The 13,194-nt window shown below is 72.9% G+C and carries 13 protein-coding genes and 1 pseudogene; 6 read left to right on the top strand and 8 right to left on the bottom strand.

Annotation, left to right across the window (positions count from 1 at the left end; translation table 11 throughout):
• Window positions 1-385 precede the first annotated feature (385 nt).
• Together ABZY57_RS18130 and idi are read left to right on the top strand one after the other, a co-directional pair.
• Window positions 386-1,642, top strand: a complete 1,257-nt coding sequence (locus ABZY57_RS18130; RefSeq protein ID WP_356513053.1) for a bifunctional class I SAM-dependent methyltransferase/N-acetyltransferase — start codon at window positions 386-388, stop codon at window positions 1,640-1,642.
• Between the two features lie 161 nt (window positions 1,643-1,803).
• Window positions 1,804-2,403 carry an isopentenyl-diphosphate Delta-isomerase gene (idi, locus tag ABZY57_RS18125; protein WP_356513002.1) on the top strand — a complete coding sequence of 200 codons (600 nt, stop codon included), beginning with the start codon at window positions 1,804-1,806 and terminating at the stop codon, window positions 2,401-2,403.
• Window positions 2,404-2,528: 125 nt separating this feature from the next.
• Here idi and ABZY57_RS18120 read toward each other — a convergent pair whose 3' ends face one another.
• Together ABZY57_RS18120 and ABZY57_RS18115 are read right to left on the bottom strand one after the other, a co-directional pair.
• Window positions 2,529-3,083, bottom strand: coding sequence for an ATP-binding protein (locus ABZY57_RS18120; protein WP_356513001.1), 555 nt, complete (start codon window positions 3,081-3,083; stop codon window positions 2,529-2,531).
• 94 nt (window positions 3,084-3,177) lie between these two features.
• Window positions 3,178-3,831 carry a DUF308 domain-containing protein gene (locus ABZY57_RS18115; protein WP_356513051.1) on the bottom strand — a complete coding sequence of 218 codons (654 nt, stop codon included), beginning with the start codon at window positions 3,829-3,831 and terminating at the stop codon, window positions 3,178-3,180.
• Window positions 3,832-4,003: 172 nt separating this feature from the next.
• On the opposite strand from ABZY57_RS18115, the gene ABZY57_RS18110 reads away from it, so the two are divergent.
• Window positions 4,004-4,753, top strand: a complete 750-nt coding sequence (locus tag ABZY57_RS18110) for an enoyl-CoA hydratase-related protein (RefSeq protein WP_356513000.1) — start codon at window positions 4,004-4,006, stop codon at window positions 4,751-4,753.
• Here ABZY57_RS18110 and ABZY57_RS18105 read toward each other — a convergent pair.
• Window positions 4,728-5,366, bottom strand: a complete 639-nt coding sequence (locus ABZY57_RS18105) for a DJ-1/PfpI family protein (protein WP_356512998.1) — start codon at window positions 5,364-5,366, stop codon at window positions 4,728-4,730. The two genes, ABZY57_RS18110 and ABZY57_RS18105, sit on opposite strands and share 26 nt — an antisense overlap.
• 194 nt (window positions 5,367-5,560) lie before the next feature.
• Window positions 5,561-6,514, bottom strand: a pseudogene (locus ABZY57_RS18100) (GlxA family transcriptional regulator); the annotation flags it as partial.
• A gap of 171 nt (window positions 6,515-6,685) precedes the next feature.
• On the opposite strand from ABZY57_RS18100, the gene ABZY57_RS18095 reads away from it, so the two are divergent.
• The 3 genes from ABZY57_RS18095 (at window position 6,686) to ABZY57_RS18085 (ending at window position 10,138) form a co-directional block, all read left to right on the top strand.
• Window positions 6,686-7,951, top strand: coding sequence for an SLC13 family permease (locus tag ABZY57_RS18095; protein ID WP_356513049.1), 1,266 nt, complete (start codon window positions 6,686-6,688; stop codon window positions 7,949-7,951).
• Between the two features lie 74 nt (window positions 7,952-8,025).
• Window positions 8,026-9,663, top strand: coding sequence for an ABC-F family ATP-binding cassette domain-containing protein (locus ABZY57_RS18090; RefSeq protein ID WP_356512996.1), 1,638 nt, complete (start codon window positions 8,026-8,028; stop codon window positions 9,661-9,663).
• A gap of 244 nt (window positions 9,664-9,907) precedes the next feature.
• Complete coding sequence (locus tag ABZY57_RS18085; protein WP_356512994.1) at window positions 9,908-10,138, top strand: hypothetical protein; 231 nt, start codon at window positions 9,908-9,910, stop codon at window positions 10,136-10,138.
• A gap of 71 nt (window positions 10,139-10,209) precedes the next feature.
• Here ABZY57_RS18085 and ABZY57_RS18080 read toward each other — a convergent pair whose 3' ends face one another.
• The 4 genes from ABZY57_RS18080 to ABZY57_RS18065 all read right to left on the bottom strand — a co-directional run.
• A complete protein-coding gene (locus ABZY57_RS18080) occupies window positions 10,210-10,992 on the bottom strand; it encodes an SDR family oxidoreductase (RefSeq protein WP_356513047.1) in 783 nt (260 codons plus the stop codon).
• Between the two features lie 59 nt (window positions 10,993-11,051).
• Window positions 11,052-12,233 carry an MAB_1171c family putative transporter gene (locus ABZY57_RS18075; RefSeq protein WP_356512991.1) on the bottom strand — a complete coding sequence of 394 codons (1,182 nt, stop codon included), beginning with the start codon at window positions 12,231-12,233 and terminating at the stop codon, window positions 11,052-11,054.
• Complete coding sequence (locus tag ABZY57_RS18070; protein WP_356512989.1) at window positions 12,223-12,768, bottom strand: hypothetical protein; 546 nt, start codon at window positions 12,766-12,768, stop codon at window positions 12,223-12,225. Before ABZY57_RS18070 ends, ABZY57_RS18075 begins: the two co-directional genes overlap by 11 nt.
• A 240-nt stretch (window positions 12,769-13,008) precedes the next feature.
• On the bottom strand, window positions 13,009-13,194 hold a 186-nt coding region (locus tag ABZY57_RS18065; protein WP_356512987.1), incomplete at its 5' end, for a hypothetical protein.

The following is a 13,194-nucleotide window of genomic DNA, read 5'->3' as shown; positions in this document are numbered from 1 at the left end:
ACCGATAAGCCGAAAATCACGGGCCTGTCGACCCTGTGCCGATCATCATTGACGATCGGGAGGAGCGATCACAAACCGCTGCGGGTACCGCTGCTGTTAGGCTGGGCCGCAGACGTGTACGAGTTTCGCAAAAGCGTCCCAATCGCCCGAATGTCACGCGGAATGTGACGAAGGAAAGAAAGAGGTGGGGTTGATGACCGTCGCAGGCGTCGCCGCCCAGCGCAGCGCACTCCGGTTCATCCCCCTCTCCTTCCGGGCGTCCGGCCGGGTCTGATCACACCGATCACCCCCGTCGGCCGGAGCCCCCTTTCAAGGGTTCACGTTGACCGACAACACCGGTAACACCAGCAACTCCCACACCACCGATTTCAGCACCCAGAACGACCTGTTCTTCGAGGCGTTCTCCGAGCTGCACCGCGGCCTGCCCCGGCAGAGCCCCGGTTCCGAGGCGACCACCCGCCACCTGCTGTCCCTGTGCGGACCGCTGCCCGAGCGGCCGCGCGCCCTGGACCTGGGCTGCGGCCCCGGCCCCAGCGCCCTGCTGCTCGCCGCCGAGGCGGGCGGCAACGGGGCCGACGTCATCGCCGTCGACCTCGAGGACAGCTTCCTCGACGAGCTCCGTGCCGCCGCCGCGGCCCGCGGGCTCTCCGGCCGTGTCCGCGCCGTCAAGGCGGACATGGGCGACCTCACCTACCCCGACGGCTCCTTCGACCTCGTCTGGGCCGAGGGCTCCGCCTACACCATCGGCTTCGCCAACGCGCTCGCGCGGTGGAAGCGGCTGCTCGCCCCCGGCGGCACCCTGGTCCTGAGCGAATGCGAATGGACCGTCGACGAGCCCTCCGCCGGCGTCCGCGCCTTCTGGGACCCGCACTACGCCCTGCGCTCCACCGCCCGCAACCTGGCCGCCATCCAGGCCGCCGGCTACCAGGTGCTCGGCGTCCACCGGCATCCGGACTCCGACTGGGCCGCCTACTACGGTCCGCTCGGTGAGCGGGTGGTCCGGGCGCCGGAGCCCGCCGGGCCCGAGGCCGCGGCCGCGCTGGGCTTCGTACGCGAGGAGATCGCCGTACGGGAGCGGTACGGGCACGAGTACGGGTACACCGCCTACGTCCTGCGGCCGGTGACGGCCGGAGACGGCGGGGCCCGGCCCGTCCGCCCCGAGGCGGACGGGGACGCGGCCGCCGTGCACGCGCTGCACTCGGCCGCCTTCGGGACCCCGGCCGAGGCCGACCTCGTGGACGCCCTGCGCGCGGACGGCTCCTGGCTGCCCGGTCTCTCCTACGTGGCCGAGGGCCCGGACGGGTCGATCGCGGCGCACGCCCTGCTGACCCGGTGCGAGGTGGACGGGGTCGCGGCGCTCGCGCTCGCCCCGGTCGCCGCCGCTCCCGCGCTGCAGCGCTCGGGCGCCGGCAGCGCGGTCGTACGGGCGCTGCTCGCGGCGGCCGCGGAGCGCGGGGAGAAGCTCGTGCTCGTCCTCGGACATCCCGAGTACTACGCGCGCTTCGGGTTCGTGCCGGCTTCGCGCTTCGGGATCGGGGCGCCTTTCGAGGTGCCCGACGAGGCCATGATGGCGCTGGTCCTCGACGATTCGGTGCCGGTCCCCGCAGGCACGATCAAGTACCCGGCCCCGTTCGGGGTTTGATGCGGGTGACGGCCCGCGACCGGATGAACTGACCCGACCGCACGCTCCGCCCCCCGTCGCATATCACGCGACGGGGGGCGGACATGCGCAGATCACCGAAGTGGGGGCAATCCCCATTTGTACGGCAGACTGAAAGCCGAAGTCCGAAGCGAAGGATGGGTATGCCGACCACACCAGCCACCGCCGCGAACAGTGCGACCACCGGCACCGGCGCTCAAGAACCGATCATGCTCGAACTGGTCGACGAGTCCGGCAACACCATCGGGACGGCGGAGAAGCTCTCCGCCCATCAGGCGCCCGGCCAGTTGCACCGGGCGTTCTCGGTGTTCCTCTTCGACGAGCAGGGCCGGATGCTGCTCCAGCAGCGTGCCCTCGGGAAGTACCACTCCCCCGGCGTCTGGTCGAACACCTGCTGCGGCCACCCCTACCCGGGGGAGTCGCCGTTCGCGGCGGCGGCCCGGCGGACCCAGGAGGAGCTGGGGCTGTCGCCCTCGCTGCTCGCGGAGGCGGGCACGGTGCGCTACAACCACCCGGACCCGGCGTCGGGGCTCGTGGAGCAGGAGTACAACCACCTGTTCGTGGGACTCGCGCAGCGGTCGGTGCGGCCGGATCCGGAGGAGATCGCGGACACCGCCTTCGTCACCGCGGAGGAACTCGCGAAGCGGCACGCCGAGGCACCGTTCTCGGCCTGGTTCATGACCGTGCTCGACGCGGCCCGGCCCGCGATCCGCGAGCTGACGGGCGACACGGCGGGCTGGTAGCAGCCGGCCCCGGCCGGTGACCTCGCGGTCATGCCTTCGTGCCGGGCGATGTCGCGGTCCTGCCGGCCGTTGTCCGCTCACGCCCGGTCGCGCCCGGTGGCGGCCGGTCGCGGCCCCGCGCGGGCTCAGACCGCCGAGGTCGGGGTGGCGGCGGGGGACGCGGGGGCCGTGGTGAGCGGCAGGGCCGCCCAGATGACCTTGCCGCCCGTGGAGGTGTGCTCGACGTCGCAGACCCCGCCGGCCTCCCGTGTGATCTCCCGGACGAGGAGGAGGCCCCGGCCGCCGGTCTGGCCGAAATCGGCCTCCAGCGCCTTGGGGCGGTACGGGTGGTTGTCCTCGACGGCCACCCGTACCCACTCCCGGCCGATGGCCACCTCCACCGCTACCTCCGGCGAGAGCAGGGCCGCGTGCCGGACCGAGTTCGTCACCAGTTCGGAGACGATCAGCAGCAGGGAGTAGACCAGGTCCCGGTCGGCCGGCACCTCCTGGCGGCCGAGCAGGTCACGGACCGCGCGGCGGGCCTGCGGAACGGATTCTTCTACCGCGGGTGCCGTGAATCGCCACACCCCCTCGTACGCGAGGGGGGCGGCCGCGACCTCCGGCTCCTCCCCCTTGACTGGCGGGACGCTCCCGCTCACATCCATCTCCCGGCCCCCGTCTTCACGCTCGATCGTCTGCACACGTCAAGAGTGGGGACCGGACCGCTCCGGGCCCGACCGCTGACCAGAAGTCAGCACCAATCGGACACTTTCTGACCGCTGGCGTATGACAGAGTCAGTTGTTCGACCGTTCCTGATCTTCTGAGGGACGCTTCCCGGCGGCCTCGTGCGTCTCGGGCGCGGCGGCCACGGTCCCTGCCGGCGTCACCGGAACCTCGTCGTCCCTGACCAAGCCCAGGATGCGGCGGGCTCCCATGCCCACGGCGATCAGACTCAGGCCGTCGAACAGCAGCGCGAGGGAGAAGAACGCACCGATCACGTACAGGCTGCTGCCGGGCCAGTTCGCGAGGATCAGCAGGCCCAGCAGGATGCCGAAGGCACCCTGGACCAGGGTCAGCCCGAGGTGCGCGCCGCGCACCACGACGGCGCCGGCCAGCCGGAACACCCCGCCGGTGAGGAACAGCAGCGCGGCGAACATGGTGAGCGCCTCCGCGCTCGCCTCCGGACGGCGCAGGATCACGAAACCGGCCGCGATGTTGATCGCGGCGACGATGACGGCGAGCCAGAAGTAGTTGCTCTTGCGGGACTGGATCGCCTGGAGCAGGCCCACCACGCCGCCGAACAGCAGCAGCCAGCCGAAGAGGACCATCGTGGTCAGGGTGGCGACGGCGGTGTAGACGAGGCCGACCAGACCGGCCACCACCAGGAGCGCCCCGAGCAGGGCCATCAGCGCGAAGCTGCGGCTGACCTTCTTCTTGTCGTCCTGCATTCCCTGGGAACCCGTACGGTCCGCACGCCCGGCACGGTCTGCGTCCATGGACGCGCCACCTCTCGCTGCCCCCGACGAACCCTCGGACCCTTCGACCGCCTGCCGGTCCGCCGAACTGCCGGGGACCGGTCTCTTGATCATAGGTATGACCGTCCGGGATAGCATCCGGCGCATGGACGCAGCCCTCCTCTCCTCCGTCTCCGACGGCGTCGCCACCGTCGTGATCTCGCACCCCGCCAAGCGCAACGCCATGACGGCCGCGATGTGGCGCGGGCTGCCGGACCTGCTGGCCGGGCTCGCGGCGGATCCCGCCGTACGGGTGCTGGTCCTGACGGGGGCCGGCGAGACCTTCTGCGCGGGGGCCGACATCTCCTCGCTGACCGGGGACGAGGACCCGCAGGCCCTGGCCGTGGCGGCGGAGGAGGCACTCGCCGCCTTCCCCAAGCCCACGCTCGCCGCGATCCGCGGGTTCTGCGTGGGCGGGGGCAGTCAGCTGGCCGCGGCCTGCGATCTGCGCTTCGCGGAGGAGGGCGCCTCCTTCGGGGTGACACCGGCGAAGCTGGGCATCGTGTACCCGGCCTCGTCCACCCGGCGCCTCGCCTCCCTGGTGGGTCCGGCGGCCGCCAAGTACCTCCTCTTCTCTGCCGAGTTGATCGACGCGGAGCGGGCGCTGCGCACCGGACTGCTGGACGAGCTGCTGCCCGTGGGGCAACTGGCGGAACGCGTCGCGGAGTTCACGCGGATCCTCGCCACGCGCTCGCAGCTCACGCAGAGTTCGGCGAAGGAGTTCGCGGACGGCCGCACGGACCGGGACGCGTACTGGGCGGCCCAGGCCGCCGCGAGCGGCGACGTCGCGGAGGGGGTCGCCGCGTTCCTGGAACGGCGCGCGCCCGCCTTCACCTGGACTCCGCCGAAGGCTTGAACGCACGCAACCGCGCGACGATGTCGGCGGGCGCCTTCTCGGGGGAACCGGCGTCGTAGGGGGGCTGCGGGTCGTACTCGGTCATCAGCTGGACCATCTGCGCGTACTCGTCCCCCGCGATGCGGCCGAGGAGCGTGAGCCCCATGTCGATCCCCGAGGACACCCCGGCGGCCGTCACGTACTTCCCGTCGATGACCACGCGCTCACCGGTGGGCTCCACCCCGAGGCGGGTCAGCTCGTCGAGGTACAGCCAGTGGCTGGTGGCCCTCCGCCCGTCGAGCAGGCCCGCGGCGGCGAGCAGGAGCGAGCCCGTGCAGACGGAGGTGGTCCAGGTCGTGGTGGCGTCGACGGCCCGCAGCCAGTCGAGGACGACGGGGTTGCCCATCTCCACGTCGGGGGCCGGCCCGCCGGGAACGATGACCATGTCCGGCCGCGTCACCTCGCCGAGCCCCCTGTCGGCGACGAGAGCGAGCGACCCGTTGTCGGTCCGTACGGGCCCGGGCCGCTCGGAGACGAAGACGGTCTCGGCACCGTCGAGGCGGCCGAGGGTGTCGAAGGGCCCGATGGCGTCGAGGGCGGTGAACCGGTCGTAGAGCAGTACGGCGATCTGCATGGCTCCTCCGGAGCGGTTGTCGGAACTTCTGCCGGAACTTCTGTCGGAACTTCTGTCGGGACTGGCGGCGGACCATCTGCCGGAACTTCGGTCGGGACTGCCGGCGGACCATCTGCCGGAACTTCGGTCAGGACTGCCGGCGGAGATTCTGTCGGGATCGACCGGGTCCGGGGCGCCGGGACCCGCCGGCCTGGCGGGCCGAACCTGCGGCGGTATTCGGCCGGGGGCTGGCCCAGGGTCTTCACGAAGGCGCGGCGCAGGGCCTCCGGATTGCCGTAGCCGCAGGCCCGGGAGATCTGGGCGATGCCCTCGGCGCCCTCCTCCAGCAGCCGCCGGGCGTGCTCGACCCGTACCCGCTCCACGTACCGCCCCGGTGTCACCCCCGTCTCGGCCTGGAAGGACCGTGCGAAGTGCCGGGGCGACAGCGCGGCCCGCGCGGCGAGGGCCTCCACGCTCAGGTCCTCCCCCGGGTGCTCCGTGATCCAGTGCTGCACCTCGCGCAGCGGCTCCCGCAGCGCCGTCTGCGCCGTGAGCTGCGCGCTGAACTGTGCCTGGCCGCCGGGCCGCCGCAGGAAGACCACCAGGTGCCTCGCGACGGACAGCGCGAGTTCCCGCCCGTGGTCCTCCTCCACCAGGGCCAGCGCGAGGTCGATGCCCGCCGTGACCCCGGCCGAGGTGGCCACCGGCCCGTCGCGGACGTAGATCGGGTCGGGTTCCACCGTGACGGCCGGGTAGTCCCGGGCCATCTGCGCGCACACGTACCAGTGGGTCGTCGCGCGCCGTCCGTCCAGCAGTCCGGCCTCGGCCAGCAGCAGGCCGCCGGTGCACACGGACACCAGCCGCTGCGCGGAGCGGCCGTACGCGCGGAGCCAGTCCGTGATCTCCGGCGCGAAGTCCCCCGTGTACCGGCCTCCCGGCACCAGCAGGGTGGTCCCGGGGCCCGGGCGCTCGCCCTCCAGTTCCCCGTCCGGGACCAGCCGCAGTCCGCTGCTCGTGCGGACCGGGGCGCCGCCGGGTGAGACGGTGCGGAGCGTGTACCGCGCCGGACCGGGGTGGCGGTCGGCGCCGGAGAACACCTCCATCGGCCCCGTGACATCCAGGCTCTGCACGCCGTCGTAGAGGACGACGACTACGTTTCGCGACGACATGACCTCATCGTGTGGCACCCCGCTCAAGGGCCGCAATGACGTGCACCCCACCTATCCGGCCATGCGGGTCCCGGTGCGATCCTGTCCTGGCCCCGCCGCCCACGCGGCGCCCCGGCCACCGCATCCCTCCCGCTTCCCTCCCCCCGCCTCCCCCTCGCTCCGGAGCCCGTCCTGTACCCCGTCGCCGCCGCGTGTCTCGCCGTCGCCCTCCTTCTCGGGGTGCTGGCCTTCGCCGTCCTGCGCCCGCGCGGGCTGCCGGAGGCCGCGGCCGCCGTGCCCGCCGCCGGGCTGCTCGTCGTCCTGGGCGTCGTACCGGCCGCCGACGCGTGGGCGCAGACCCGCGAGCTGCTGCCGGTGGTCGGGTTCCTCGCCGTGATCCTGGCGCTGGCCCAGCTCTGCGCCGACGAGGGGCTGTTCAAGGCCGCCGGGGCGGCGGTGGCCCGGCGGGCGGCGGGGCGCGGGCCCGTGGCGCTGCTCGGCGGGGTCTTCGCCGTGGCCTCGGTCGTCACCGCGTCACTGAGCCTGGACGCGACCGTGGTGCTGCTGACCCCGGTGGTGCTGGCGACGGCCTCCCGGCTGGGGGCCCGGCCGCGCCCGCACGTGTACGCCACCGCCCACCTGGCGAACTCCGCCTCGCTCCTCCTGCCGGTCTCCAACCTCACGAATCTGCTGGCCTTCGCCGCGAGCGGGCTGTCCTTCACCCGGTTCGCGGCGCTCATGACCCTGCCGTGGCTGGCGGCGATCGGCGTGGAGTACGCGGTCTTCCGACGGTATTTCCGCGGCGACCTGGCGGCTCCCCCGGAGCACGTGCCGCAGGCGGTGGAGCCGGAGCCGCTGCCCCGGTTCGCGGCCGGGGTGCTCGCGCTGACCCTGGCCGGCTTCGCGCTCGCTTCCTTCGCGGGGGCGAGCCCCGCCTGGGCGGCGCTCGCGGGCACGCTCGTCCTGGCCGTACGGGCGCTGCGGCGCAGGGAGACCACCCCGGTGCGGATCCTGGGCTCGGCGGCGCCGGCGTTCTGCCTGTTCGTGCTGGCGCTGGGGGTGGTGGTGCGGGCGGTCGTGGACCACGGGCTCGGGGACGGGCTGGAGCGGGTGACCCCGGCCGGGGATTCCCTGCCGGCGCTGCTCGCGGTGGCGGCGGTGGCCGCCGTACTGGCCAACCTGATCAACAACCTTCCCGCGGTACTGGCCCTGCTCCCGGTGGCAGCGGTGGGCGGCGCGGGGCCGGTGCTCGCCGTACTGATCGGCGTGAACATCGGCCCGAACCTGACCTACGCGGGATCACTGGCCACACTGCTGTGGCGGCGGATCCTGCACGCGGACAGGTACGACGGAGTCACGCTCGGGGACTTCACCCGGCTCGGCCTGCTGACCACCGTGCCGGCCCTCGCCGCGGCGGTGACGGCCCTGTGGGCGGCCCTGCGACTCGTCGGCGCCTGACCCTCCGGGCCGGCCGCAGCTCCGCCCCGGCCCCGGGACCCGGACGTGCGGGGCGCGGATAGGATCGGGACATCATGACTGCAACCCTCGTCGCCAAGAAGCTCACCGCCGCGCACGGTGAGCGCACGCTCTTCGCCGATCTCGACCTCGTCGTCGCGCCCGGCGACGTCATCGGTCTCGTCGGCGTCAACGGCGCCGGGAAGTCCACCCTGCTGCGGATGCTCGCCGGGCTGGACGCCCCCGAGACCGGTGAGCTGCGCCTCTCCCCGCCCTCCGCCGCCGTCGGGCACCTCCCCCAGGAGCCCGAGCGGCGCCCCGGCGAGTCCATCCGCGAGTTCCTGGCCCGGCGTACCGGGGTGGCCGCCGCGCAGGAGGAACTGGACGCGGCGACGCAGGGCCTGGTGGACGGGGTCCCGGGCTCCGACGACGCCTACGCGGACGCCCTGGACCGGTGGCTGAACCTCGGCGGCGCCGACCTCGACGAGCGGGCCCAGGAGGTCGCCGACGACCTCGGGCTGTCCGTCGGCCTCGACCTGCCGATGACCGCGCTGTCCGGCGGGCAGGCCGCCCGCGCCGGACTGGCCTCGCTCCTGCTGTCCCGCTACGACGTCTTCCTGCTCGACGAGCCGACCAACGACCTCGACCTCGACGGTCTGGAGCGTCTGGAGCAGTTCGTGAAGGGGCTGCGCGCCGGCACCGTCGTGATCAGTCACGACCGCGAGTTCCTCACGCGCACCGTCACCAAGGTCCTCGAACTCGACCTGGCCCAGCAGCAGATCAACCTCTACGGCGGCGGCTACGACTCCTACCTGGAGGAGCGCGAGCGGGCCCGCAGCCACGCGCGCGAGGAGTTCGAGGAGTACGCGGGCAAGAAGTCCGCCCTGGAGGGCCGGGCCCAGATGCAGCGCAACTGGATGGACAAGGGCGTGCGCAACGCCCGCCGCAAGGCGAGTGACAACGACAAGATCGGCAAGAACCTGCGCGGCGAGTCGAGCGAGAAGCAGGCCGCCAAGGCCCGCCAGACGCAGCGCGCGATCGAGCGGCTCGACGTGGTCGACGAGCCGCGCAAGGAGTGGGAGCTGCGCATGGAGATCGCGGCGGCCCCGCGCTCCGGCTCGGTGGTGGCCACGCTGCGCGAAGTGGCGGTCCGGCGGGGCGACTTCGCCTTCGGACCGGCGAGCCTGCAGATCGACTGGGCGGACCGGGTCGCCATCACCGGTGCCAACGGGGCCGGCAAGTCCACCCTGCTGGCCGTTCTCCTGGGACGGCTCGCGCCGGACTCCGGCTCCGCCACCCTGGGCTCGGGCGTCCTGGTCGGCGAAGTGGACCAGGCCCGCGGCCTGTTCCTCGGCGAAGAGCCGCTCATCGAAGCCTTCTGCGCCGCCGTGCCCGACACCGAACCGGCCGAAGTCCGCACCCTGCTGGCCAAGTTCGGCCTGAAGGCGGCGCACGTGACCCGCCCGGCGGCCACCCTCTCCCCCGGCGAGCGCACCCGGGCGGCCCTGGCGCTGCTTCAGGGGCGCGGGGTGAACCTGCTGGTGCTGGACGAGCCGACGAACCACCTCGACCTGCCGGCGATCGAGCAGTTGGAGTCCGCCCTGGACGCGTACGAGGGCACCCTGCTGCTGGTCACCCACGACCGCCGGATGCTCGACGCGGTCCAGGTGACCCGCCGGCTGCACGTCGCGGACGGCAAGGTCACCGAGGTCTAGACCGGAGCCCCGCCCAAGATGCCGACCGGCGCGAGCACGACTAGCCTTTGTGGGTGAGAGCCGCAACCGCGGAGCACGCCCCATGGCCGGCCGTTCCACGCCGCCGAGGTAGGCGTACATGTGCTTCCGCATGTTCGGCGGCCCTGTATCCGATCCCGCGTTGCGCGTATCCGTACGCGGCCCGCGGTTCCATTCTTCTTGCCTCGGCGAGGTTCGAGGAGGGTGGCAGGAAAGGGAAATCCTCATGTCTGCACTGAGAGCGAAGCGCCTCTTCGTGGTCTCCGCTGCCGGTCTGCTGATGGCCGGCGGAGCCGCACTCGGCACGGCGGGTACCGCCTCGGCGGCGGCCCCGGCCCAACACGTGAGCTACGTCGCCGGAGGCTGGGACCACGACGACGACAACGGCTGGCACCACGGCGGCTGGGACGACGATGACGACTACGGCTACGGAGGTCACCACGACGGCGACTGCTGACTCGCCCTCCAACCCAGGCGTGCGCGGCCCTTCCACAGGGCCGCGCACCGGGCTGCTGACACGACGCCGCGTCAGCCCTCGTGCGGCCGGTCCGCCGCAGGACGGCGCGTGCGGGCCATCTTCCGGGCCACGAAGGCCCGGGGGAGGTGGCGGACCGCCAGGGCGTACGCCCGGTAGTGCCGGCCCGTGATGCTCACCGGGCGGCGCCGCGCCAGATCCCTCAGGGCCTGCGCCACCACGTCGCCCGGCTCCAGCCACACCGCGTCGCGCAGGGCGCTGACGTCCATCCCCGCGCGCTCCTGGAATTCGGTGCGGGTGAACCCCGGCACCACCGCCAGCACGCGGACCCCGTACGGCTCCATGTCCACGCGCAGCGACTCGCTGAAGGCCGTGATCCAGGCCTTCGCGGCGCCGTAGGTCCCGGTCGGGAGCAGTCCGGCCACCGAGGAGACGTTGAGCACCGCGCCGCGGCGGCGCTCGCGCAGGCCCGGGAGCACCGCGTGGGTGAGCCGGAGCGGGACCTTGACCAGCAGGTCGAGCATCCGCTCCTCGTCCTCGACCGGGCTGTACGGGAAGGGCGCGGGGAGTCCGAAGCCGGCGTTGTTGACCAGGATGTCGACGGGCCGCTCCCGGTCGGCGAGCCGCTCGGCGACGGTCGCGAGGCCGCCCGCGTCGAGCAGGTCGGCGGGCAACACCTCACAGACGGAGCCGAATTCCCGGGCGAGGTCCGCGGCGACGGCTTCGAGGCGGCCCTTGTCCCGGGCGACGAGGACGAGGTCGCAGCCCTTCGCGGCGAACCCGCGGGCGAAAGCCGCGCCGAGTCCTGCGCTGGCCCCTGTGATCAGTACGGTCATGGTCAAGAGACGTTCACTTCCTGGCTGTCGGGCACGTTCGGGTCTCGCGGTTCACGGGCTCACGCGGTGAAGCCCGCCGTGGCCGGTGAGGCGTAGGCCTGGGCCACGTCGACCAGGAAGCGGGTCTCGCCTTCCAGGTTCCCTCCCTCTGCCGAGGTCTGGAGGGCGGCGGGCAGCTCCAAGGCGTTCTCGTCGGAGCGCTGTTGCGGGATCCCGGCCAGCTTCGCCTGCCGCGCCTCCTTCAGTACGCAGGCCAGCGCGGCCGCGCTGGCCCGCTGTTCGGGTACTCCGCTGCCGGTCACGTGGCTGCGCGCGCGCTCCGGCACGCCCGGGGCGACGTACTCCCCCAGGATCAGGATGGCGTCGCGGGTCTCGATGACCTTGCGGTAGACGAGCAGGCTGCGCGGGACCGGCGGCCACAGCAGTTCCAGCACCCGGCCGGCGCGCGGCTCGTTGAGGGCGACGTGCGGGACCGCGTGGACCAGGTCGCGCCAGAGCGGCCACAGCCGCCAGGCGGTGGCCATGTCGGCGGCCGTGCTGCGGAAGGTGAACAGCGTGGGGACGAGGATCGCGGCGGCGCGCAGCAGCCCGTGCACGTTCATCAGGAGCGGGTTCGCGGGCAGCGCCCAGGTGAATCCGAACAGCGCCTTGAGCAGGTACACGAACCAGAACACCCCGGCGAGCGCGGTGCCCAGGCCGAACAGCAGCAGTCCGGCGGCGAGCCCCCGGCTCTCGGCGCGACGGCTGTAGCGCCAGCAGACGGATACGCAGATGGTGTTGGCGAGCAGGTGGGCGGAGATCAGCACCAGCCAGTACGCGAGGGAGGGCACCGGGTGGCCGGCCGGCGGGATGGTGTGCGTGCCGTGGGCGGGCGCGGCCGTGTCCAGGACGACGAGGACGGTCAGCCAGAGGACGGTGCCGACGCCGGAGGCGATCTGGAGCCGGCGGCCTCGGGTGGCGGCGGCCACGAAGTAGAGCACGGCGCCGGCCGAGAGGACGCCGATGAGATTGCGCACGAGCCCGATGGTGTGCGCGTAGCCCGGGTCACGACCCATGGCGTACGCGACGACGTCGGGGAGGTTCAGGGTCATGGCGGCCGCGGCGGTGGCGACGGCGAGCCACAGGCCGCGCTGGTGCGGGGCGCGCAGGGCGCAGGGCGCGCGGAGCAGGACGGCGACCCAGAGGCAGACGACGCTGGGGACGGCGAACGCGTCGCCGAGGGCGATCAGGTCAGAGGCCACGGTGGACCGGCCCCCGTCCGCGCCGCTCGTAGCCCATCGCGGACTCCAGCCGTTCGAGTGTGTCCCGGCCTCCGGCGCCGTGGCCGAGGTGCGGTCCGCGGTTCCCCGTGCGGATGCGGATCATGCTGGCGAGCATCTCCGCCTCGCGTTCCTGGCGGGTGGTGTAGTTGGTGCGCCCCAGCACGATGGGAACGGATCCGTCCGCCCCGCCGGGGCCCGCGGAGTCCTCGGCGGGGGCTTCCAGCGAGTGGTGCCCGAAGAGGATGTGGCCGATCTCGTGGAGCACGATGTGCTCCCGGTGCAGCGGGGTGGTCTGGGCCTCGTAGAAGACGTAGTCCACGTCGGCGGTGCCGACCCACAGCCCGCACACGCCGGACTCCGCGGCCTCCTTGGGCAGCGGGTGGAGCCGGATGGGGCGGCCCCGTTGCTCGGCTATCCGCTCGCAGAGTCCTTCGAGCGAGAAGGGGTGTGTCAGTTCAAGACGGCCGAGAATCGCCTCGCACCGTTTGTGCAGACTGGGTTGAGGGTGGCGCATGTGTTCCCTCTTCGGACCCTTTCTCGGGCAACGATGGTAGGCGTGCGGGGGCTGGGGCATGACGTCCTTAGCCGTGGAGGCGGCCTCGGGAGTGCGGGCCTGGGGGAAAAAGCGGAAGCCCGCTCGCCGGAAGACGAACGGGCGTTCCGTTATCCCTACAGATCATCCGGAGGCGTTGGCAAGGCATGTCCCCAGGTCGGGTACATATTCGGCCAATCCGGTACGCGCTGCCCCGGACGGCTAGTGCTTGCGGCCGCCCCGCTCGTCGGGACCGCTGAGCCCCGCACGGCGCAGGGCGTCCGCCATCGCGCTGTTGGCGGGGGCCGGAGCGCCGCCGCCCTGACGCTGACCGCCGCCGACCTGACCGCCCTGGCGGCGGCCCTTGCCGCCGTCGCGGGAGCCGCCCTGGCCGCCCTGGCCGCCCTG

Source organism: Streptomyces sp. NPDC006450 (assembly GCF_040612195.1).
GTDB lineage: Bacteria > Actinomycetota > Actinomycetes > Streptomycetales > Streptomycetaceae > Streptomyces.
This window is presented reverse-complemented; position numbering and strand designations above follow the sequence as displayed.